We start from the raw sequence: 22791 nt of genomic DNA, 5'->3' as shown, positions 1-22791 counted from the left end.
GGGCGCTGGTACGAGGGTGCCGACGGGGCGGGAGGAGACGGGTCGGGAGGAGACGGCTCGGGCCAGGGCGGTCCGGGTGGGCGCAGGCGCTTGCTCACCTCGGGGCCGCCGCTTCCCCGTCCGGCGTCGGCGAGCGCGTACCGGCCGTCCCGGCGGAGGCTTGGGCTCGTCGTTGTGGTGAAGGTGCGTACCGGCCGTCCCGGCGGAGGCTTGGGCTCGTCGTTGTGGTGAAGGTGCGTACCCGTCGTTCCGGCGGAGGCTTGGGCAAGTCGTTGTGGTGAAGGTGCGTACCTGCCGTCCCGGCGGAGGCTGGGGCCCGTCGTCCCGGTGAAGGCGCGTACCAGCCGTCCCGGTGGAAGTCCGCACCCGTTGCCCCGTCGGAAGCGCGAACCCGCCGTCCCGGTCGAGCAGCCCCCGCCCGGTCACGGCATCGGTGACCGTCACGCCCCGGACGGCCGTCCAGACCGCCGCCAAGGGGTGCGTTCCGCGAGCGGTGCTGCCAGCCGTGCGGGCGGGGTGCTGTACGCCGGAGTGGTCATGACTGCCCTGTCCGCCGCGAGTCTTCGGCGCCTACCGAAGGGACTCCGGCCTACGGTGCCCGTATGAGCACCTCCCCGGAGTACGCCACCTTCCACTTCCATGCGCTGCACCATGCCGACCAGCCGCTGCTGCTGCCCAACGCCTGGGATGTCATCTCGGCCGCCGCGCTCGCCGGGGCCGGATACGCGGCGGTCGGCACGACGAGCCTGGGCGTCGCCGCGGCCCACGGGTACCCGGACGGGCGCGGGCTCGCCGAGGTCCGGGACGCGACGCTGGCCCTCGCGCTGCGGCTCAATGGCCGGCTGGCCTGCCCGTACACGGTCGACGTGGAGGGCGGATTCGGCGGCGGTCCAGGCCAAGTGGGTGATCTCGCGGCCGAGTTGGCAGAGGCCGGGGCCGCCGGGCTGAATCTGGAGGACGGTCTGCCGGGCGGTGAAGGGCTACAGGATCCGGTGCGCCAGGCCGAATTGATCAGCGCGGTGAAGGAGCGGGCGCCGGGCCTGTTCCTCAATGCCCGCGTCGACACCCACTGGCTGACGGACAGCCCGCCGCCGCTGTCGGTGGCGCTGGAGCGCGCCGAGACCTATCTGGCCGCGGGCGCGGACGGCATCTTCGTGCCGGGCGTCACCGCCGACGAGGACGTATCGGTCCTGGTCGCCGAGATCCCCGCGCCGCTGAACATCCTCTTCGCCCCCGGACGGCACACCGTCAGCCGTTTGGCGGAGCTCGGCGTACGCCGCATCAGCACCGGTTCGCTGCTCTTCCGTACGGCCCTGCAGGCCACTCTCACGGCGGCGGACGCCATCCGTACTGGCCAGGGGCCGACGGATGCGGCCGGGGCGGGCGGCGAGGCGCTGGGCTATGGGGAGGTGCAGCGGTTGGTGGCGGGGGAGGAGTAAGGGCGAGCGGGGAGTGGAGACCGGATGCGCGGTAGCCGTGTCCGCCGGCTTGGACCACCACGGGCTCGGGCCGCACAGGCTGGGCCCCCGCGGGTTCGGGCCGCACAGGCTGGCCCCCACGGGCTCGGGCCCACCAGGCCTGGCCCCAGGGCCGGGTGCCGCGGGTCTGGGTGTCGCGGCCCAGGTGTCGCCCCAGGTGTCGCGGCTCAGGCCTGGTGTCCCCGGCTGCCGTGGCGCCGCCGCTGTACGACGACGATTGCGCCCGCCACACCCAGCGCACCCGCACCGCCTATCACCCCGGCCTTGGGCAGATGGCCGGCCTTCTCGGCCAGGCCGGCCAGTCCGTTGTCGGGCAGCATGATCGACTTGCGGCTCTCCGTGGGCACAGTGGAGTCGGCGGCGAAGGCAGCGCCCGCGGGAAGCAGCAGGGCGGCCAGCGCGCCGGTCGCGACGGTGGCGGTACGGATCACGGAGCGGCGCTGGGCCGGCATGGGTACTCCTCGTCGTGGGCGGCTCGGGCCGCCGTAGGGGCGTGGTTCTGAGAACCACGCTACGGAGTGTCCTTAACGGTAATCCGTACGTTGTGTAACAGTCGCCAAGATCTCTGGGGGCGGTCGTGTGAAGGAGGGCCCACCCAGCCGGGGCAAAAGGCTACAAAAGCCGTCAGAACGGCCGATCTGAAGATTCCGCCCGGCATCATCTTGGATAGCGTTGTGTCAGGTTACGTCCGCATATAAAGCGCTTCCCTCGCGGGTGGTCACCCCGAGTGATCGGTTCCAGGGGCCCTTCGGGCCGGGCCGGGCGGTGCACCGGCCCGGCGGCAAGGCGTAAAGGCGGTGGCGACGACATGCGACGGTTGCGACCCCGCACGGCTCTGCGCCCTCTCTCCGCCCGCAACGCCCGCTTCTCCTTCCCCGGCCGCTCCCGCCGCTCCCGCCGCTCACCCCGCTCACCCCGCTCACCCCGCTCCCCTCTCCTCGTGCTCCCCGGCTTCGCCGTCCTCGCCTCACTTGCCCTCCTCGCGGGGTGCGCGGGGGTGGAGGGATTGCAGAGCGAGGGGCGCGCCCGGGACGTGGATGCGCCGCTGGTGCTGTGGCCGGAGTATTCGCCCGCCCCGCCCCGCCGGGACGAGAACCCGGTGGCCTTGGTGCCCGTACCGAATGTCCCGCGGATCCCCAGCGGCACCATGGCGGACGCGAACCCGCTCGCCGTGCTCGACGCGGACATCGCCGCGCAGGGCCGGACGCCGCCCGCCCCGAAGGCCGTACGCCGCCCCGAGCTGCACGACATCACGGGTGACGGCAAGGCGAACCTGATCATGGCCGTCGACCTCGATCCCCGCACCAGCGAACTGCGTGTCTACAGCGTCCGGCGCACGGTGGTGACCCGGGTGCTCGTGCTGCGCGGTGTGCTGGCCGGTGTCGACCTGGCGGCCGGGCATCTGGTCATCCGTGAGCCCACCAAGGATCCGCGCTACGTCAGCGTCACCGACTATGTCTGGGACGGCCACTCGATGAGCTTGTGGAACCTCACCCTCGACGACGCCCGTACGCCCCAGACCCCGCGGGCCGGCGGCGGCAGCCCATGAAGCGCCCGGCGGTCTCCCTCCGCTGGAAGATCGCGCTGACCGTGATGGCGGTGAGCTGCGCGGTCGCCGCCGTCCTCGGTGTCCTCGTCCACAACGCGGTGGCCCGGCAGACCGTCGGCCAGGTCCGCAAGGAGACCCGCGCAAACCTCGACAGCGCCCTGGAACTCTTCGAGTACGGCACCTCCCGCGAGGGCCTCAACTCCCTCCTCGACCCGCCCGAACTGCCCGCCGAACTGCGCCGGTTGGCGCGCTCCGGGCAACGCGGCACCATGGTGGGGACGTATCGGGGCCGCCCCGTCATGTGGGCGGCGGCGCCGGCCGACGGCCAGGTCATGGCCGCCTGGTTGCCCTATGGCAACACCCGACGCTCCCTGGAGATACTCGACACCGCCATCCTCGGCTCGGCCGTGCTCGCCGCCGCGGTCGTCGCGCTCGCCGGACTGTTCCTGGCCCATCGCATCAGCCGACGGCTGGGCATCACGGCGGCGGTCGCGCGCCGTATCACCGCCGGCGATCTGGATGCCAGGGTCGGCCACGACGCAGATCAGGGGCCGGGCGGCGGCGCAGCGGGGCGGGACGAGGTGGCGGCGGTGGCCGCGGCGCTGGACTCCGTGGCCGGCTCCCTACAGAGCCGTCTCCAGGCCGAACAGCGCTTCACCGCCGATGTCGCCCATGAGCTCCGTACGCCGCTCACGGGCATCCTCGCCTCGGCCGAGCTGCTGCCGGAGGGCCGGCCAAAGGAGATGATCAACGATCGGCTGCGGGCGCTGCGTCGTCTCACCGAGGACCTGCTGGAGATCTCCCGGCTGGACTCCGGCACCGAGCACGCCGACCTCGCCGCGTATGACCTCGGGGCACTGGTCGAAGGCTCCGTACGCGCCACCGGCCTCGACACCGTCGTGCGGATCGGCGCCGACACGGTGGTCGAGACCGACCGGCGCCGACTCGACCGCATCGTCTCCAACCTCGTCATCAACGCACACCGGCACGGCCGGGCCCCGGTCGTCGTCACCGTCGACGCCCCGCCCGGCGGCCCACCGACCATCGAGGTACGCGACCACGGCCCCGGTTACTCCGTCGACCTGTTGCACCACGGCCCGCAGCGCTTCCGCACCGACGCCCCGGGCCGCGGCAAGGGGCACGGCCTGGGCCTGACCATCGCCGTCGGCCAGTCCGCCGTCCTGGGCATCGACCTCCGCTTCACCAACGCCCCCGACGGCGGCGCCCGCGCGATCCTCCGACTGCCTCATGGCGCGCCCGTCGCTCCATGACCCGACGCCCCACTGGCTCGGCCGGCTGACCGGCCGGCTGCTCCCCCGGCTGGCTGGCCGCCTAGCCCGGCTGGTCACCCAGCAGCGGGAGCTTGCGTCTGTCGGTAGCCCCCACCACCGGCCCTGTGGGTGGTTGCGTCTGTCGGTCGGCGATCCCACCGGCGCCGTGGGTGCTTCCGCCCGTCGGCTAGTCCCCCAGCACCGGCCCTGTGGGTGCTTGTGTCTGTCGGCTGGCGATCCCACCGGCGCCGTGGGTGCTTCTGCCCGTCGGCTGGCGACCTCACCGGGCCTTAGTGGGTGCCGTCACCGGCCACGGTGGGCGCTGTCACCGGCCACGGTGGGCTGTCACCAGTCGATGTCATCCGGCGGCTCCGGCAGTGCCTCATCATCGAAGGGATCCGGCGCAGCAGGACCATCGACGGTCGCCCCGGTCGGCCTGGCTGTCCCGCCCGGCCTGGCCGAGCCCGCACTCCTGGCCGCCCCGGCGCTCCCATTCGCCCCGGCACTTCTGGCCGCGCCGGTTGCCTCGGCTGCCGCTGCCCCGCCGGCGCTCTCGCCTCCGCCGCTCTCGCCGTCGGGGGCCGCTCCGTCGGGCGCCTCCCGCCCCGCCAGTACATCCAAGATCTGCGGGCCGTACTTCGCGAGTTTGTTCTCGCCGACCCCGTTGACCGAGCCGAGCTCGGACGTGGTCGTCGGCCGGAGGGTGGCGATCTCCCGCAGCGTCGCATCGTGGAAGATCACATACGCGGGCACGCCCTGCTCCTTGGCCGTACGGCCCCGCCAGCCGCGCAGCGCCTCGAAGAGCGGCAGCGCCTCCTCCGGCAGATCCGCCGGCGCCGCACGCTTGCCCTTGGCCTTCGCCTTGGCCGCCCGCGCCGCCTTCTCCGGCTCCCGCCGCATCAGCACCTCGCGCCGGCCGCCCAGCACCTCGCCGCTCGCATCCGTGAGCACCAGCGTGCCGTAGTCGCCCTCTACGGCGAGCAGCCCCTGCGCCAGCAACTGCCGTACGACACCCCGCCATTCGGCTTCCCGGAGGTCGTCCCCCACCCCGAAGACGCTCAGCCCGTCGTGATCGAACTGAATGACCTTGGCGGTCTTCTTCCCCGTCAGGATGTCGATGATCTGGCCCGCGCCGAACTTCTGCCCGCGCTCACGCTTCAGCCGTACGACCGTGGACAGCAGCTTCTGTGCGGCCACCGTGCCGTCCCAGGTCTCCGGCGGGACCAGGCACGTGTCGCAGTTGCCGCATGCGCTGCTCTCCTGGCCGAAGTAGGCCAGCAGCCGGACCCGTCGGCACTGCACCGTCTCGCACAGCGCCAGCATCGCGTCGAGATGGGAGGACAGCCGCCGTCGGTGGGCCTCGTCCCCCTCCGACCCGTCGATCATCTTCCGCTGCTGGACCACATCCTGTAGCCCGTACGCCAGCCAGGCCGTCGAGGGCTGGCCGTCGCGCCCGGCGCGGCCCGTCTCCTGGTAGTAGCCCTCGACCGACTTGGGCAGATCCAGATGGGCCACGAACCGGACATCCGGCTTGTCGATGCCCATCCCGAACGCGATCGTGGCGACCACGGTCAGCCCGTCCTCACGCAGGAACCGGGCCTGGTTCTCGGCGCGCGTCCGCGAGTCGAGTCCCGCGTGATAGGGCACCGCCGCAATGCCGTTCTCCACCAGGAACTGCGCGGTCTTCTCCACCGAGGCCCGCGACAGGCAGTAGACGATGCCCGCGTCCCCCGCATGCTCGTTCCGCAGCAGATCCAGCAGCTGTTTCTTCGGCTCGCTCTTCGCCGCAATGCGGTACTGGATGTTCGGCCGGTCGAAGCTCGCCACGAAATGCCGGGCGTCCGCCATCCGCAGCCGGGAGGAGATCTCCGTATGGGTGGCCTCGGTCGCGGTGGCGGTCAGCGCGATCCGCGGGACCTCGGGCCAGCGCTCGTGCAGCATCGACAGCGCCAGATAGTCCGGCCGGAAGTCATGGCCCCACTGCGCGACACAGTGCGCCTCGTCGATCGCGAAGAGCGAGATCTTCCCCCGGTCCAGCAGGCTCAGCGTCTGCTCGACCCGCAGCCGCTCGGGCGCCAGATACAGCAGATCCAGCTCCCCGGCCAGGAACTCGGCCTCGACGAGCCGCCGCTCCTCCAGATCCTGTGTCGAATTGAGGAACCCGGCTCGCACCCCGAGCGCCCGCAGAGCGTCGACCTGGTCCTGCATCAAAGCGATCAGCGGCGAGACGACAATGCCTACACCGGCTCTGACCAGCGAGGGAATCTGGTAGCAGAGCGACTTACCGCCACCGGTCGGCATCAGGACGACCGCGTCCCCGCCCCCTATGACGTGCTCAATGATCTCCTGCTGACTGCCGCGGAACGACTCGTACCCGAACACCCGGCGCAGCACCTGCACCGCCTCGCTTGCGTCCGAAGCGCCTTCCACATCCATGTCCACGACCACTTCCACGTCCGCCAGAGCCATTCCTGAAGCCTACGAGTTCCGAGGGGGTCGCCGTCGACCCTGTGGATAACTCTCACCACCCCGCACGGTCAGGCCGGTCGAAATCCCCTGAAACGGGTCCTCCGACCTGGTGACGACGGCGCTGAGGGTGGCGCTGTCACCCCCGCTGACCAGGCAGTCCACCGAGGCTTCCGTACGTCGGCCCTGCTTCTTCTCGGGCGACCAGTGGTAGATCGTCACCGTGCCGCGCGCATCGGCGGGCATTCCGTGTGGCAACCCGCTGACGGGCCGGCTGAACGGAGCCGCCTTCACGTCGACCGAGAAGCGGATGTCGTCGTGGGGCGAGTAGCGGTAGAAGACCCGGGCTTGGCCGCTCACCCGGCCGTGTCCGGCCGCGTTCTCCCCGCCAGCCACTGTGCCCGACGACGAAGACACGGCCGAAGCGGTGGCGGCGGCGGACGAGCTGAGCCCGGCCGCCGCGGCGAGTACGGCCGCGACGAGTGCCACCCCGACCGCAGCCCGGCGGCGTCGAGGGGAGCGGACCCGCGACCGGAGACGGAGGAGGAGGTAACGGAGGAGGAGGTAACGGAGGAGGAGGTAACGGAGGAGGAGGTAACGGAGGAGGAGGTAACGGAGGAGGAGGTAACGGAGGAGGAGGTAACGGAGGAGGAGGTAACGGAGGAGGAGGTAGTGGAAGAAGAGGGGGAGGAGGGGGAAGCGAAGCTGAAGTCGGGCATGGTGGACTCCCTTGCACTGCGGCGATCGTGTCGACCACCGCCGTATCGATGACGAGCCCTCAATCTGGTTCAGGCACGCGACTCTTCATCTCCGCGGGCACGGTCAAGACCCACCTCGCCAACATCCAGTCCAAGCTGAACGTCCGCAACCGGGTGGAGATCGCGGCATGGGCCTGGGAAACGGGGCTGGTCCTGCCGGGGCCATGAAGGGGCCATGAAGAGGGCAGGGAGGGGGCCGCGGAAGGGCCGTCGGACGGCGGGCCCGCGTCGGCGGAGCATCCCAACGAACCGCATTGAACTGCACATACCGTGGTGTCGCCGCATGTTCCCGCGCACGACAGCACATTCAGGGGCGCCCCCGCCTGCTGTCTCACCGGCCTGTCAGACTTGCGTGCACGTTGAACCACTTCCGGAACGGACACGTGGTCTCCAGTGACACCTGTATGCCACACGTCCCGGGGAGATTCATGACGCGCAGATGGTCGCTCATCACCACGATTGCCGTACTGACCGTCGCGCTGGCCTTTGTCGTCATCCAACTGGTGCGCGGCCAGGGGGCCGGGGAGTCCGGGAAGGAGCAGGCCGGGGGGACACCGGCCGCGCAGAGCCCGGGTGCTGACGCCGGGTCGCTGCGCGGCGACGGGTGGTGGCCCCTGCACCGGTCCGGTACCGCGAAGGCGGGTGAGCGCGACGCCGTCGTCAGTGGCGGGACGCAGTGGGCCGACGGCCCCGAGGGCGGCGCCCTGCGGCTGGACGGCACCAGCGGATACGCGGACACCGGTTCCCGGATCGACACCGCCGGCAAGGACTACTCGGTCGCCGCACGGGTGCGGCTCACCCCCGAGGGCATGAACGGATTGCACACCGCCCTGTCCCAGGACGGCGACCGGTTCAGCACGTTCTTCCTCCAGTACTCCGGCCAGGACCAGAACTTCGCGTTCAGTTTCACCGGCGCCCGTACCGTCGCGGAGAAGGCCGAGCAGCCGCAGGCCGGCCGCTGGTACCACCTCACCGGCACGTACAGCCGGCAGGACCACCGGATGCGGATCTACGTGGACGGCCGGCTCGCGGGAAGCAGAGAAGCTTCCAGCACGGTGAAGCCCACCGGCTCTGTGGTGATCGGACGCGGCAAGTTCGACGGCAAGGCGGCCGACCACTGGAAGGGCGATGTCGCCGATGTGCACGTCTACGACCGGGAACTGACATCCCGTGAGGTGAGCTCGCTTTCCTCCCGCGAACCGGGCTGACGGCGGTACCGGGGCGGGTTCACCCCCGCCGTAGGCCGGCGGACACGCCGCACGGAGCGAACGACCGCTCGTGGCGGCGCCCGCCGGCTTTCCCGCGGCCGGCGGAAGCCGACTTCCCCACAGACGACCGGAGAGGAAAAGGCCTTTGTCGGCCAGTGCTTCGACCGAAGACCGCATATCCCGCCCCTGCACCGCGGAACTCCGTCCCGACGAGTTCCTCAGAGCCCTCTACCAGTTCCACGGCAGCGCGTTGTTGCAGTTCGCCGCGCGGCGGCTGGGGGGCGACTGGCACCGCGCCGAGGACGTCCTCCAGGAAGTCGCGATACGCGCCTGGCGTCACGCCGGGGAGCTCGACCCGACCGCGGATTCGGCGCGGCCGTGGCTGTTCACTGTGCTGCGCAACCTCGTGATCGACGGTCACCGGGCCCGCCAGGCCAGACCGCCGGAGGCCGGCGACCCGGAACTCGCCCACCTGCCGGTGTCCGACGACGTGGACCACATCCTCACCTCCCAGGTGCTCATCGAGGCGTTGCAGGACCTGCGGCCGCCACAGCGCGAGGTCCTGCTGCACGTGCACTACCTGGGGCGCAGCGTCAACCAGACGGCCAGGGTCCTCGGCGTGCCGCCGGGCACGGTCAAGTCGCGGACGTACTACGCCGCTCGCGCACTGCGGCAGGCGCTGCACAGCCGCGGGCTGCACGCGGGCGGCCAGGACCGGGCCGCCGGATGAGACTCACGCGAAACGCCCCGCGTGCCGGGTGATCTCCAGGCCGAGTGGTCCGGTGTCGAGCGATCCGTCCGCACCGGCCCGCCAGGGCCACCCCGCGGGCGCGTCGCCGAGCACCAGCAGCGCGTCCCCGCGCCGCAGGCCGTCCAACGCCCCTTCCCGTCGCGGGAGCTGTGAGGCGTCCACGACGAACAGGTGGGGCGCCTCGCCCTGGACGGCGATCCGGCTGCTGCCCTCGATCAGCCGGAAGATCTGGGTGACGTCGGACGATCCGGGCTCCGGCGCTCCCGGGCCCGCCGAAGCCGCCCTGGCGAACGCCTCCTCCAGACTGGCCGCGGTGTGCAGCCGCGAGGTCCGCGGCGCGTCGCCGGCCATGAACCCGTCTCCGGCCAGGGACCCCACCAGGGTGACCTCGGCGAGCGCGCCCACCGGGCCGGCGAGGGCCTCGGCGACGACGGCCTGTGCCAGGCTGCGCACCTCCTCGTCCGGGCCGGTCACGGAGACGGGCCCGGCCGCCCGGGAGAGGTCGACCAGCACCCGGTCGGCGCCGTCCAGTCCCACCGTCACCGTCAGCGCGTACGGCAGGGCCGGTTCGCCCTCCGGGCCGGGGCGGTGCAGGTCGTCGGGCGAGATCGTCCAGCGCTCGCCGTCCGTCTCGGCGGTCCAGGGCGCGGGGGCGGACTCCTCCGGGCCGGCCAGCAGCAGTCCGAGGCGTTCCTCGGAGTAGACGACGGCGTACAGGTCGGGCAGCGACCGGCCGGAGCGCAGGCACTCGCCCGTCAGCCGGCGCAGGCCCGCGTTGACCACGTCCAGCGCCTCCCGCCCCACGACGGCGGCCGATGCGGCGGCGGGCTTCGGCGGGCGGGGCCGCCGCTCGGTGACGATCAGCGCGGCCACCGCCCCGATCAGCGCCAGCCCCAGCACCACGGCCAGGACGTACCAGATCATCTTCTGACTCCTTGTCGGGACGCCCCGGCGGCGGAGCCGGGACGGTCGATAGCGGGGGCGGCGCCGCGGCAATGTCGCGGTGCCAGGTACCCGAAGGCCACTACGGCGCCCGCCCGCGGATGGTTCACGGTCGGTTCACGGACGGGTCCGTGAACCATCCGCGGACGGGCGCCGTAGGTCCCGTCAGTGGCGCGGGAGCCCTCCGAGCAGGGCTCCCGCGGCTCCCCATTCACGCCGGCTGGAGGACGTTTTCGTGTCGTTGATGTTGACCGTGGTCGAGGGGGACGGTGACGCTTTCGACGTCCACCTCGACGCCGACCCCGACACGCCCGTGGGTGCCGTCGCGGAGGCGCTGGCCGGAGCGGGAGGCGTCCACCGGCCCCCGGAGGGCCTCGGCCTGTACGCCGGCGACCGGCTGCTGCCCGCGGACCTGCGGCTGCGGGACTCGCCGCTCCGCCACGCGGCCATCGTGGGCCTGGGCCGCCCGGCGGGCACCGCGTCGGCCGAACCGGACGGTCTGGTGGAGGTCCGTGCGGTCGGCGGGACCGGGGCGGGCGCGGTGCACCGGCTCGACATCGGCGAGTACCGGATCGGACTGGCACACGACGGGACCGCCCAGGTGCTGCGCGCCGTACCGGCCCGTCCGTTCGCCGTCCTGACGGTGGGCCCCCAAGGACGCTGCCGGGTGGCGCCCGACGCGTCCGCGCCGGACGGCGGCACCCTGCAACTGGACCGCGAGGACCTCGCCGCGGCCACCGCCTGGCCGGCCGGCGCGCAGCTCCTCGTCGGCGGCTGCCTGCTCGAACTCGCCCTCCCGCAGCGGCCGGACGCGGCCGTACAGCCGTCGGAGGACGGCACCGGCTGGGACTACAACCGGCCGCCGCGGCTGCGGCCGGCCGAGAACGCCACCCGTTTCACCCTGCCCTCCCCGCCCGCGTCGCCCGCCGCCCGGCCGCTCCCGTGGCTCGCCGCGGCCGCCCCGCTGGTGATGGCGGTGGCCGGGGCGACGATGCTCGGCCGCCCGACGATGCTGCTGTTCGGGCTGCTCTCGCCGGTCGTGATCGTCGGCAACTATCTGATGAGCCGGCGCAACGGACGTCAGTCCCACTCCGGCGAGGTCGCCGCGTACGAGGAGAAGAAGGCGCGCATCGAGGGCGACGCGGAGCAGGCCCTGGCGGCCGAACGCGCCGCCCGGCGCCGCGGCTTCCCGGACCCGGCCGAGGTCGTCCTGACCGCCGTCGGCCCCCGGCACCGCCTGTGGGAACGCCGCACCTCGGACGCCGACTTCCTGGAACTGCGCATCGGGACCGCCGACCTGCCCTCCGACGTGGTGCTCCACGACCCGACCAAGGACGAACACCGCCGCCAGGACCCGTGGACCGCGTACGACGTCCCGGTGACCGTTCCGCTGCGGGAGCACGACGTCCTGGGGATCGCGGGCGAGGGCCCGGTTGCGCGCGCCGTGGCACGGTGGGCGGTCGCCCAGGCCGCCGCCCTGCACAGCCCCCGTGACCTCCAGATCCACCTGCTGACGACCGGCGGCCCGGGACGCGACGGCTGGTCCTGGCTGCGCTGGCTGCCGCACGTGCGGAAGAAGTCCGGCGACACCCCGGCCAGCATCGGCTACGGCACCGAGACCTGCGCCCGGCGGGTCGCCGAACTGACCGCGCTGATCTCCGAGCGCGCCGGACGGGAGGACCGGCGGAGCCGGACCGCCGGGCCCGATGTGCTAGTCGTCCTCGACGGGGCCCGCAGGCTGCGTTCGCTGCCCGGCGTGGCGCAGATCCTGCGCGACGGGCCGTCCGTCGGCGTCCGCGCGGTCTGCCTGGACGCCGAGGAGCGGCTGCTGCCCGAGGAGTGCCACGCCGTCGTCGCCGAGGAGCCCGGCGGAACCGTGCGTGTGGGACGCTCCGGGAGGGGCACCGTAGGGGGCATCCGGCCCGACGTGGTGTCGCTGGACTGGTGCCGTTCGCTGGCCCGTGCGATGGGCCCGCTGCGGGACCCGGGCGGGGCAGACGAAGAGGCCGCGGTGCTCCCCGGTTCCGCGCGGCTGCTCGACGTACTCGCCCTCGACCCGCCGCAGGCCGCCGGCATCCGGGCGCGCTGGACGGCCGGAGGCCGCTCGACCCGGGCGGCCGTCGGCGTTTCCCTGGACGGCCCGTTCTTCCTGGACCTGAAGCGCGACGGCCCGCACGGGCTGGTCGCCGGCACCACCGGCTCCGGCAAGTCCGAACTCCTCCAGACGCTGGTCGCCTCGCTCGCGGTGGCGAACCGTCCGGACGCGATGACGTTCGTCCTCGTCGACTACAAGGGCGGCTCCGCGTTCAAGGACTGCGTGAACCTGCCGCACACCGTCGGCATGGTCACCGACCTCGACGCCCACCTCGTCGAGCGGGCCCTGGTGTCGCTGACGGCGGAACTCACCCGGCGCGAGCACATCCTCGCCGCGGCCGGCGCCAAGGACATCGAGGACTACATCGAGCTGCTGGAGCGCAACCCGGCGGGCCACGCCCCGATGCCCCGGCTGCTCATCGTCATCGACGAGTTCGCCTCGATGGTGCGCGACCTGCCGGACTTCGTGAAGGGCCTGGTCAACATCGCGCAGCGGGGCCGCAGCCTCGGCATCCACCTGATCCTGGCGACACAGCGCCCCAGCGGCGTCGTCTCCTCGGAGATCCGCGCCAACACCAACCTGCGTATCGCGCTCCGGGTGACGGACTCCGGCGAGAGCCAGGACGTCATCAACTCCTCCGAGGCCGCCGGGATCTCGCAGGGCACCCCCGGCCGTGCGTACGTACGGCTCGGCCAGAACTCCCTCGTGCCGTTCCAGTCCGGACGGGTCGGCGGCCGCAGGCCCGGCGCCGCGGCGGTCTCGCTGCCTGCGCCCTGGGCGGTGGCGGTCGGCTGGGAACGGCTCGGCGAACCGCTCCCGACGCGCCCCCGCGCCGCGGCCGCGCCCGCCGAGGTGGAGACCGACCTCACCGGGCTCGTCGAGGCGATCCGCGGCGCGGACCGGGAGATGGGCATCCCCGCGCAGCACAGCCCCTGGCTGCCGCCGCTGCCCGAGGTCCTCGTCACCGGCGAACTCCCCCCGCCCACGCCCTCGGACTACGATCTGGCGCCCGTCGCGTACGGCGTCGTGGACCTGCCCGCGCAACAGGCCCGGCAGGCCCTGGTGATCGACCCGGCGACGCTCGGACACCTGCACATCATCGGCTCGCCGCGCCAGGGCAGGTCGCAGACGCTGCGCACCATCGCAGGCGCCATGGCCTTCGCCCACCCCGCCGACAAGCTGCACATGTACGGCATCGACTGCGGCAACGGCGCGCTGCTGCCCATCGAGGGCCTGCCGCACTGCGGAGCCATCACCCAGCGCACCCAGCCCGACCGGGTGGCCCGACTCCTCGCCCGCCTCAACGAGGAACTGGGCCGACGTCAGGAGATGCTCGCCGCCCGCGGCAGCGCCGACCTGGCGGAGCTGCGCCGTGCCCTGCCGGAGGCCGAACGTCCCCCGCACATCGTGCTGTTCATCGACCGCTGGGAGGTCTTCGACAAGCAGCTCGGCGAGTACGACTCCGGGAACCTGCTGAACGCCGTGCTCACCCTGCTCCGGGACGGCGCGAGCGTCGGCATCCACCTGCTGATGACCGGCGACCGGGCGCTGTTCTCCAGCCGGGTCAACGGCTCCACCGAGGACAAGCTCGTCCTCAAGCTGAACGAGAAGTCCGAGTACGGGCAGATCGGCATCACCCAGCGCAACGTGCCGGACGAGATCCCGCCGGGCCGCGCCTTCCGCGCCGCCGACAAGGCGGAGGTGCAGATCGCGCTCCTCACGCCGAACCCGGAGGGCCAGGCGCAGGCCGGGGCGCTCCAGCAGATCGCCGAGTACTGCCGCGAACAGGCGGCTCATCTCCCGGCCACCACAAGGCCGTTCCGCGTCGACACCCTGCCGGACAGGCTCACCTTCGAGGAGGCCGCCCGGTTCGTCCCGGCCAGGCGCTCCTCGCGATGGGCGCTGGCCGGCGTCGGCGGCGACGAACTCACCGCGCTGGGGCCGGACTTCACCGTCACCCCGACGTTCCTCGTCGCCGGTCCCGCCCGCTCGGGACGCAGCACCGTCCTGTCGACACTGGCACTGGCGCTGCTCACGGCCGGCACCCCGATCGTGGTCGGGGCCCCCGCCCGCTCGCCGCTGCGGCACCTCGCCGGACGGCCCGGCGTGCTCGCGGTGTTCGACGAGGCCGAGCTCGACCCCACGGCCCTGGAGACGGCACTCGCCTCCGCGCCCGACGGGGCCGTGGTGCTCCTCGACGACGCCGACCTGCTGCTGAAGACGAAGGCCGAGCCCGTCCTCACGCAGATCGCCAAGTCCGGTGCCGAGACCGGCCGCGGCCTGGTGATCGCCGGGCAGACCGACCGGCTCTCCTCCGGCTTCTCCGGCTGGCACACCGAGGCCCGCCGGAACCGGTGCGGACTGCTGCTGAAGCCGCAGAACATGAGCGACGGCGAACTGATCGGCGTCAAGGTGCCCCGCAGCCGCCTGGGCGCGACCCGTCCGGGCCGGGCGATCCTGCACCTGGGGGACGGGGTGCTGCGTACGGTGCAGGTTCCGGAGACGGAGTTGCCGTCGGCCGAGAGCTGAGGTCCCGCGGGGTTGCGTGACACCTGGGAAGGCCCCTCTCACCAGCGGAAACGCTGGTGAGAGGGGCCTTCTTGAGGTGTCCGAGGTGCGAGTGCAACCAGTCATCAACCACTACCCGGGAGGGCAGGCCGTCCGCGACGGTCCGGCCGTCCCCCGCACCGGCCATGGAATCAGCCAAGAGTCCAGTTATCGGTTCCTGCTTGAGGCTTGGGGGCAGGTACCCATGAAGAGCGGTCCGCGGAAGGGGCCCAGTCGGGCACTTCTCCGTCGTAGTAGATGAAGAGAGCCCAGTAGTAGGCGTCTTCGTGCAGGATGATGTCGCTCTCTTCCAGGAACTGCTGTTCCGGCCACTGGGCGTTGATACGCGCCACGGCCTCCGCCTCCGAGATGGAGAACAGGGAGACCATCTCGTCGGCGACTTCGTCCAGCAGCTCCAGCACCTCGTCCGATGCGTTCGCCAAGAATTTACTCATACGACACCCCTTCTCACTGGAGGCTCCTGGTGAGGAGCTCCCCTGCGTCCTTCCCGAAGAACACCACCTGATTCCCGAACCACTTCCCGTTTTCCCAGTTCATGAAAGCCTTGGGGTTTGCCAGCATCGGGCCCTCCACCATCTGGTGGGGCAGGTCCTTTCCGCCACCGCGGTAGTAGTAGACGAAATCATCGAGCGCCCCGCTCGGGCCCTTGAACGTCTTCGAATTGAGGGAATCGAACTCCGCCCGGGGGACACGGAAGTGGAGAACCTCGGCATTTTTGCCGTTCTTGGCTGCCCAAGTCGATGCTTGCGCGAAGTCCCGCGTGGTGTAGAAACCGTTTCCGAAGTCCATGGGACGAGTGCTGAAGCTGGTGTTGACGCCATCTCGTCGGATATTCGCGGCGGCATTCTTGTTGGTCCCGTGGAACAGATCCACGTGACAGTCGGGCGCCAAGCCCAGGAAGTCGGTCGCCGTATGGGGGTTGTCGACGTAGGCGACGGGGTTGGGCGCCGGGTCCAGCCCCAGCGGGTCCGGTGACGCGTAGCGTCCCGTCTCGGGGTCGTAGTGGCGGAAGTAGTTGTAGTAGAGGCCGGTTTCGGGGTCCTCGTACTGGCCGGGGAAGCGGAGCGGGGTGACGGCCGTGGCGTCCCGGTTGCGGGCGGTGGTGCCCCAGAGGGTGGTACGGGAACGCCAGGCGATGTCGCCCTGTTCGTCGACGAGCTCGGTGGGCGTGCCCACCAGGTCCGTGACGATGGCGAAGAAGCGGGAGTCGTACTCCTCCTGCGTCCTCGGCCTGCGCTCCAGCTGTGTCAGGGGCCGGTGGTCCTCGTGGTCCCAGGTGAGGATGACGCCGGTGGTGCTGTCGGTCTGCTCGGCGAGGCTGGTGCCGTCCCAGGTGAAGTGGACGGCCTCGGCCACCGAACCGTCCTCGGCCATGCGGTACTTGGCGGTACGACGTCCCATCGGGTCGTACGTGTAGTGCCAGCGGGTGCCGTCGGGGGTCGTGCAGGCGGTGAGTCGGTCCTCGGCGTCCCATGCGTAGCGCCAGGTGTCGGGCTTCTTCGACGGACGCCGCTTCTGGCGCAGCACCATGCGGCCCGCGGCGTCGTGCTCGTACCGCACTCCTCCCGCCGCCTGGATGCGGGTGCCGGTGTAGGTGCGTTCGCCGCGGGCCTCGGCGCGGCCGGCCTTCTCCGGCCAGGTCGCCGATGTCTGGTTGCCCGCCTGGTCGTAGGCGTAGGACTCGGTCCAGCCGTCGGCGGTGACCGCCAGCGGGCGTCCGACCGGGTCCAGTTCCATCTGCCGGCTGGTGCCGGTCGCCTCGTCGGTGATGGAGGCCAGGTGGTTGTCGGGACGGTAGCCGTACCTGCGGGCACGCAGCGTCTCGCCCCGGCCCACGAGGCCGTGGGCCACCGGGCGGCCCGCCATGTCCCACGAGGTGGACATCGTCACCGGCGCGGCATGGGAACGCAGGACCCGGGTCAGTTCATGACCCGCCGCGTCGTGGGTGAACTCCAGACGCCGGCCGTCCGTCGTCAGCGCACTGCGATTGCCCGCCTCGTCGTACGTGAGCTCGGTGAACGCGCCCGTCGGAGTCGTGCGGGAGACGCGTCGTCCCAGGAGGTCGTAGGCGTAACGGGTGGTGCGGTCATCGACCGTCTCCGACAGGAGGCGGCCCACCAGGTCCCGCTCGAAAGTGAGAGCGGAGGTGGGGGAGGCCGCGCGGATGAGGGCGCCCGCTGCGTCGTAGGCGTACTTCGTGCGGACACCGGCCGCGTCCTTGGACGTCAGCCGGCCGAGGGCGTCGTACGTGTACGCGATCTCCTCGCCCAGTGGCGTCCTGCGGCTGACCAGACGGCCCGACACGTCGTGGGTGTACGAGATCTCGCGGTCGTCGAAGTCGGACTCCGCTATCAGGTTACCTGCGCGGTCGTAGGCGTAATCCCAGGTCAGCCCCTGCGGGTTGGTGACCTGGGCGAGGCGGAGCTCGGGGTCGTAGGCGAAGGCGTGGCGGACGCCGTCCGGCGTGGTCCGGGCGGCCACCTTGTCGAAGTGGGTGTACTCGTAGCGGGTGGTGCCGCCCGCTGCGTCGGTCCGGGTGAGGCAGTTGCCCTCCCCGTCCCAGGTCAGCTGCTCGCTCCGGCCGTCGGGGCCGGTGCGCCGCGCGAGAAGCCCCTCGACGGTCCACGCCGAGCTGCTGATCGCGCCCAGCGGGTCGGTGACGGTCGTGGGACGGCCGAACGCGTCCCGTTCCACCGTGGCGGTGCGGCCGGACGCATCGGTGACGGATGTCGGCAGGCCCGCGCCGTCGACCTCGTAGGTCACCGTCGCCCCTGACAGGTCCGTGCTGGTGGCGACCGCCCCGGTGGGGTGGTGGGTGAATCGGTTCGTGACGCCTTCCGGGCCGATGACGGCGGTCAGGTTGCCCCGCTCGTCGAACTCCTGCTGCCACGTCACCCCGTCGTGGCCCGTCGAGGAGACGGGGAGGTGCAGTCCGTTGTAGGCCGCTGTGGACCGGCTGCCGTCCGCACGCTCGATGACGGTGAGGTCGCCGGCCGCGTCGTACTCGAAGCGGGTGGTGTTGGCGAGGGCGTCGGTGCGGGCCAACAGGTGGTCGTAGCGGTCCCACTCGGAGTGGACGGTGTGGCCCAGCGGGTCGGTCTCAGCGACGACCTGATGCAGGTCGTTGAGCTGGTAGACCGTCGTGGCGCCGCAGGCGTCGGTGTAGTGCGTCCGGCTCTCGGCGGGGTCGTAGGACCACTGCGAGGAGAGGTAACCGTCGGGGCCGATGGTCTCGGTGACGCGGTTGGCGTCGTCGTAGACGTAGCGGTAGGTGGAGCCGTTCCGGTCCGTCCAGGAGGCGATGCGGGACTCGTCGTCATAGCCGAACACCAGCGGCCGGCCCGACGAGTTCACCACGTGCGTGAGGTTGCCGTCCACGTCATGTTCGTAGGACATGACGTCGACCGGACCCTGCGGCGTGGAGACCGAAAGACCGGTCAGCAGGCCCGCGATGCAGCGGACGTCGACGCGGTAGCCGCCGGAGTGGACCAGTGTGGTCGGGGTGCCGTCCTCCAGGCGGGAGACGGTGACCTCGTTGCCGTTGCGGTCGTGCCAACGGGTCAGCCAGTACAGGCCGTTCTCGTCGTCGGGATGGTCCGTGAAGGTCTGGACGAGGCCCGTGTGAGGGTCGGAGACGAGGTAGCTGCCCCCGCCCGTGGCGTCCGTTCCCCCACAGGTCAGCGGCAGACGAGGGCCTTCCTCGGGCCACACCGGCTCGTCGGACTCGGCGCTGGGAAGGCTCGGGTAGGTCAGGATCGAGCCGTCCTCGCGGGCCCAAAACACCCGCCCCTGGCCGTCGATCTCCAGGCGTTCGTCGAGGGTGGAGGCCCAGGAGGGGCCGAAGAACTGGCCGTAGCGGTAGGTCGACAGATGCGTACGGGAGACCGCCAGCGGCAGGACGCCGGGCAGCGTCAGATCGGTCTGCGTCAGCAGCATTTCACCGCTGGCCACATCGACCGGGTCGGTCTTGCAGGTGCGGCTGCTCAGACCCCGGCTGCTGGTACGGATGTTGGGCGGCTTGATCGAGGCGGGCTTGACCCCCTTGAGAGCCGAGCCGAGCCCCCCGATGCCCTTGAGGGCCGCGGCTCCGCCCCCGACCATGCCCACGACGCCGAGCACGATCTCGGCGATGTCCCAGTCGCCGGTCTCCGCCATGATCGACATGTTGATGCCCAGCGACGCCGCACCGGCCACGACGGCGCCGATCGTGAGCGCGATGCCCACACCCTGCAGGCCGGGCACCAGCATGGCCAGGACGCCCAGCACCGCGCTGATGATGCCGAAGGCCGTACTCAGCGCTTTCTTGATCTTGTCCCACAGGCTGTAGCCCGCGACCGATTCGCCCTTCGCGTCGTCGAGCTTCTGCGCCGCGGTGGAGGCGTCCTCCTCGCGCACCTGCCGCGCGTCCTCGGCGAGCAGCCGGGCGGCGTCGAGATCCGCTTGCGCGTCGTCGGCGTGCCCCTGTGCCGTGGACTGATTGCTGTGGGCCTCGTCCAGCGCGCGCCGGGTGCTCGCCCGTGCCTCGTGGTCGTCCGGGGGGTGGGTGACCGTGTCCAGCCGTCCGATGTCGGCACCGGCCGCTCGCACCACGTCGGTGGCCGACTCCAGCCGTTCCTTGGCCTCCCGTCCCTTCGCCAGTGCGTTGTCGGCATTCCGCTGCTGGTCGCGCAGCGAGTGGACGTACGTGTCCAGGGCGCCGGCCGCCTGGTCGTAGGAGCTGTGCAGCTTGCGCACCTGCTGGGCCAGGTCGCCGAGCTTGTCGCGGAGCTTTTCCATGGTCTTGCCCTCGCCCACCTGCTGGTTCTCCAGCCCGGAGACGAGGGGAAGGGCGTCGCCCGCGTTGTCGGCTACGGAGCGATAGCTCCTCGCGAGCTGTCCGAGCACCTCCGCATCACCCGGAGTCGGGTCGTCCGAGAACCCGAAGACCGACTCCCACTCGGACACCGCTGGACGCGCCATGGCCGCGACCTCACTTTCCGTTGTCTGCTTCGCCCATGGGGCCTGCACCGGCTGCTTCCGCCGCCGGATCCGCTGCGCCGGGCGTGCCGGCCGGGTCCTCGAAGCGGAACGACTCCGCGATCGCGTCGAAGACCTCGTAGAACTGGTCCGCCAGATCCACGTTGGGGGTGGAGCTGGCGAGCACCAGATAGTCCCGGCTGTTCGGCACCGGGATCAGGGTGTGCCGCACCGCGGTGGGGACGGGTGTCCCCTGGTAGTCCACGTCCTCGATCCTGGTGATCCGCCCGGCCGCTCCGACCTGGGGCAGTTCCACCAACTCCACCTCGCCGGGGGGCAGTCCGGTCCCTTCCGCCGCGGTGCCGAGCTGCATGCCGGCCGCGACGACGAGGTCCGCCAGATCCTCCGACTGATCCTCGGGAACGGAGATCCGGAGCACGACCGTCGTGGCGCTGAGCACCAGGGGGCCGCTGCCCGCGCGGAGAATCCTGAGCATCCCCGACGCCCGCAGCGCGCCCTGCGCGTGCGCCTCGCGGGCGGTGCGCCGGGTACTGCGGATCAGCTCGTCCACCTGCTCGCGGGAGAGCTGCGGGGCCTTCTTCACCTGGGACTCGATACGGCGGCGGATCGACGCGTCCCGGGTGTTCGGATCGAGGTCGAGATGCCACCAGGAGTCGGGGAACCTCAGCTGGTAGCCCGCGGGCGCGCCCTCGGGCCGCTCCGTGACCGGATGCGTCATGACGCCTTTCCCTTCCGCACGACGTCTCCTGTCACGCGTCCTTCTTCGATTGGTCCAGCGAGTTGGCGCTGTCCTCGTCCGTCTTCGTGAAGTTCTCGGAGATTTGGTCCGTGTTCTCGGAGAACGTCTTCACGTTGTCGTGGACCCGCTCGTGACCGGCCACCCACGCCTTGTCGAACTCGTCGAGAGCCTCCGCGAGGCGGGAGTCGCCGGCGAAGCTCTTGAACGAGTCGGCCTCACCCGTGGCGTGGAAGAGCGTCGCGGAGTTGCCGATCAGTTCCCCGATGTTCTGGAGCTCCCTGGCCGTGTCCTTCAGATCCTGCACGGGAACGCTGATGCGACCCATCGGTGTCTCCTCTCCTGCTCCGGCCGTCCGGCCCCGTCCTCGCAGGGAGGGCGGGGCCGGACGGTGCGGGGCACGTCAGCCGATGGAGCCGGACGTCTGGTCGTCGGTGTCGACGAACGCGTCGGCGACCTGCTTGATGAACTCGCTGACGCCGTGCAGGCCCTCGATCGCGTTCTGGGTGCCGTTCTTGTACTCCTCCCAGTACGGGCGGAACTTCGACTCGGAACCCGGGGTCGCGTAGGCCGCCTCGACCATCTCGTCCATCTTGGTGTTGGCCTCGTGGAGGCTCTGCTGCATCTGCTCCTTCTGGTTCTGAAGCCAGGTCGCCGCCTCCCGCATCTCGTCCGGGCTGATCTGGATGTTGCCGCCGGCCATGCCGATTCCTTCCCTCGCTGCGTATCGCCGCGGCTCGTTGGGCCGCACACACGGGGCTGTACGGGACACCTGCCGAGGCGGTTCACGCCTGTTGCGGAACGGTGACGAAGCACCAGGTGACGCACTGCCCAGCAAGGCGCACCTCGCGGCCGAACAGCGAGCTGCCCGAAGAGGAAGGAACGGGCGCCCGAGCGAGACAAGATCGACTGATCTGCCATGGATCTGGCTCGGATATGGGACGGATCTGACACGGCGGCTTCGGCGGCGTGATCCCGGCCTGAGAACGATCAAGGCCCAGGCATCCGGTTATACACCGGCTGACCTGGGCCTTCGTCGTGCCCGCCGCGTAAGCGGCGCATGGTGCCCCCGGCAGGATTCGAACCTGCGACACCCGCTTTAGGAGAGCGGTGCTCTATCCCCTGAGCTACGGAGGCATGGGTTTGGACCCCTGACAGGGTAGCTGATGCGTTCGCGGTAGTTCGCTTCTGATGGGGGTGAGGGGTGGCGGGCGTGCCTTGGTGGTCGGGGTGGGGCGCTGGGGCGGGATGGCTTCAGGGGTAAATGTGGAGTGTGTGCCGTTCCTGCGGGTTTTGGTGATGGGGTGTCTGGTGGGTTGGTGTGGATGCTTTTGGTGGGGAGGGGGCGGCATGAACGCCGATGGCGGTGGTCGAAATGACCACCGCCATCGGCGTCGTTGTTGTCGGGCCGCGTGGCGGACCGGCTAGGGGGCCGGGTGTCGTCGTGGTGGCCCGGGGTGTGCGGTCAGCCGCCGATGTGCCAGCTGACGGTGCCGTCCGTGGTGGCGAGGAGGACCAGGAGGAGCAGGTCGACGGCGCCGAGGGTGATGCCCAGGAGGGCGCGGCCGCGGCGGGTGGTGCCGCGGGCCAGGGAGAGGCCGCCGAGGACCAGGGCACAGGGGCCGAGAACGATGTTGAGGACCAGGGTGCCGAGCAGGCCGAGGATGAAGGAGGCCACGGCCATGCCGTCCGCTTGCGAGCGGAGGCGGGAGGCGGGCCGGCGCGGGGCCTGGGCTGCGGCGGTCGGCGCGGACGAGGTCGTCCGGGCGGCTTCGCTGAGCGTGGTCATCGGGAGGTCACCTCGGCGTGGTGGCGGCGTTCGCGGAGGAAGAAGACGAGCAGCCAGCCGGCGATGACGGCGGCCGCGACGAGGGTGACGGGGACGGGGAGATGTGCCGCGGTGCCCAGCATCATCCCCATCAGGAGGAGGGCTGCGACGAGGAAGAGCATGATCTTCCTTTCCGATTCCAGAGGACAGTTGTTCACTCAGTT

The 22791-nt window shown here is 71.3% G+C and carries 18 protein-coding genes, 1 tRNA gene and 1 pseudogene; 8 read left to right on the top strand and 12 right to left on the bottom strand.

Annotated features, from left to right (window positions below; translation table 11 throughout):
• Positions 1-602: 602 nt before the first annotated feature.
• On the top strand, positions 603-1439 hold the full coding sequence (locus K7C20_RS15915; RefSeq protein WP_053208599.1) for an isocitrate lyase/PEP mutase family protein: 837 nt from the start codon (positions 603-605) through the stop codon (positions 1437-1439).
• Between the two features lie 206 nt (positions 1440-1645).
• Here K7C20_RS15915 and K7C20_RS15910 read toward each other — a convergent pair whose 3' ends face one another.
• Positions 1646-1930, bottom strand: coding sequence for a hypothetical protein (locus K7C20_RS15910; RefSeq protein ID WP_030077506.1), 285 nt, complete (start codon positions 1928-1930; stop codon positions 1646-1648).
• Between the two features lie 356 nt (positions 1931-2286).
• On the opposite strand from K7C20_RS15910, the gene K7C20_RS15905 reads away from it, so the two are divergent.
• Positions 2287-3027: a hypothetical protein gene (locus tag K7C20_RS15905; RefSeq protein ID WP_245170962.1), complete on the top strand. Its 741-nt coding sequence runs from the start codon at positions 2287-2289 to the stop codon at positions 3025-3027.
• Positions 3024-4298, top strand: coding sequence for a sensor histidine kinase (locus K7C20_RS15900; RefSeq protein WP_030077510.1), 1275 nt, complete (start codon positions 3024-3026; stop codon positions 4296-4298). The genes K7C20_RS15905 and K7C20_RS15900 overlap by 4 nt, the downstream gene beginning before the upstream one ends.
• Before the next feature lie 345 nt (positions 4299-4643).
• Here the strand turns inward: K7C20_RS15900 and recQ are convergent, their stop codons facing one another.
• Positions 4644-6767, bottom strand: a complete 2124-nt coding sequence (recQ, locus tag K7C20_RS15895) for a DNA helicase RecQ (protein WP_030077512.1) — start codon at positions 6765-6767, stop codon at positions 4644-4646.
• Positions 6768-6776: 9 nt separating this feature from the next.
• Positions 6777-7124, bottom strand: a complete 348-nt coding sequence (locus tag K7C20_RS15890; protein ID WP_053208600.1) for a hypothetical protein — start codon at positions 7122-7124, stop codon at positions 6777-6779.
• A gap of 6 nt (positions 7125-7130) precedes the next feature.
• On the opposite strand from K7C20_RS15890, the gene K7C20_RS15885 reads away from it, so the two are divergent.
• The 4 genes and pseudogenes from K7C20_RS15885 (at position 7131) to K7C20_RS15870 (ending at position 9460) form a co-directional block, all read left to right on the top strand.
• Complete coding sequence (locus K7C20_RS15885; protein WP_222892616.1) at positions 7131-7535, top strand: hypothetical protein; 405 nt, start codon at positions 7131-7133, stop codon at positions 7533-7535.
• Between the two features lie 26 nt (positions 7536-7561).
• Positions 7562-7690 (top strand): annotated as a pseudogene (locus K7C20_RS15880) (response regulator transcription factor); the annotation flags it as partial.
• A 260-nt stretch (positions 7691-7950) separates the two neighbouring features.
• The gene (locus K7C20_RS15875; RefSeq protein ID WP_053208601.1) at positions 7951-8730 is read left to right on the top strand and encodes a LamG domain-containing protein; all 780 of its coding nucleotides are present in this window, start codon (positions 7951-7953) and stop codon (positions 8728-8730) included.
• Between the two features lie 145 nt (positions 8731-8875).
• Positions 8876-9460, top strand: a complete 585-nt coding sequence (locus K7C20_RS15870; protein WP_030077520.1) for a sigma-70 family RNA polymerase sigma factor — start codon at positions 8876-8878, stop codon at positions 9458-9460.
• Between the two features lie 3 nt (positions 9461-9463).
• Here K7C20_RS15870 and K7C20_RS15865 read toward each other — a convergent pair whose 3' ends face one another.
• Positions 9464-10405 (bottom strand): hypothetical protein, encoded by a 942-nt coding sequence (locus K7C20_RS15865; RefSeq protein ID WP_053208602.1) that lies wholly within the window; start codon positions 10403-10405, stop codon positions 9464-9466.
• Positions 10406-10667: 262 nt separating this feature from the next.
• Here K7C20_RS15865 and K7C20_RS15860 point away from each other — a divergent pair, with 262 nt between their 5' ends.
• Positions 10668-15047, top strand: a complete 4380-nt coding sequence (locus tag K7C20_RS15860) for an FtsK/SpoIIIE domain-containing protein (RefSeq protein WP_107083328.1) — start codon at positions 10668-10670, stop codon at positions 15045-15047.
• A gap of 170 nt (positions 15048-15217) precedes the next feature.
• Here K7C20_RS15860 and K7C20_RS15855 read toward each other — a convergent pair whose 3' ends face one another.
• The 8 genes from K7C20_RS15855 to K7C20_RS15820 all read right to left on the bottom strand — a co-directional run bounded on the left by K7C20_RS15855 (position 15218) and on the right by K7C20_RS15820 (position 22749).
• Positions 15218-15520, bottom strand: a complete 303-nt coding sequence (locus K7C20_RS15855) for a hypothetical protein (protein ID WP_150127163.1) — start codon at positions 15518-15520, stop codon at positions 15218-15220.
• A 13-nt stretch (positions 15521-15533) separates the two neighbouring features.
• Positions 15534-20045, bottom strand: coding sequence for a DUF6531 domain-containing protein (locus K7C20_RS15850; protein ID WP_078952870.1), 4512 nt, complete (start codon positions 20043-20045; stop codon positions 15534-15536).
• A 10-nt stretch (positions 20046-20055) separates the two neighbouring features.
• Positions 20056-20781: a hypothetical protein gene (locus tag K7C20_RS15845; protein ID WP_030077528.1), complete on the bottom strand. Its 726-nt coding sequence runs from the start codon at positions 20779-20781 to the stop codon at positions 20056-20058.
• A 31-nt stretch (positions 20782-20812) separates the two neighbouring features.
• Positions 20813-21127, bottom strand: a complete 315-nt coding sequence (locus K7C20_RS15840) for a hypothetical protein (protein ID WP_030077530.1) — start codon at positions 21125-21127, stop codon at positions 20813-20815.
• A 75-nt stretch (positions 21128-21202) separates the two neighbouring features.
• Entirely contained in the window at positions 21203-21502 is a 300-nt protein-coding gene (locus K7C20_RS15835; RefSeq protein WP_030077532.1) for a WXG100 family type VII secretion target, read from the bottom strand.
• A 358-nt stretch (positions 21503-21860) separates the two neighbouring features.
• A tRNA-Arg gene (locus tag K7C20_RS15830) sits at positions 21861-21936 on the bottom strand.
• A gap of 328 nt (positions 21937-22264) precedes the next feature.
• Positions 22265-22588, bottom strand: a complete 324-nt coding sequence (locus K7C20_RS15825; protein ID WP_030077539.1) for a hypothetical protein — start codon at positions 22586-22588, stop codon at positions 22265-22267.
• A complete protein-coding gene (locus tag K7C20_RS15820; protein WP_030077541.1) occupies positions 22585-22749 on the bottom strand; it encodes a hypothetical protein in 165 nt (54 codons plus the stop codon). The genes K7C20_RS15825 and K7C20_RS15820 overlap by 4 nt, the downstream gene beginning before the upstream one ends.
• Positions 22750-22791 lie beyond the last annotated feature (42 nt).

Source organism: Streptomyces decoyicus, from assembly GCF_019880305.1.
GTDB classification, from domain to species: domain Bacteria; phylum Actinomycetota; class Actinomycetes; order Streptomycetales; family Streptomycetaceae; genus Streptomyces; species Streptomyces decoyicus.
This window is presented reverse-complemented; position numbering and strand designations above follow the sequence as displayed.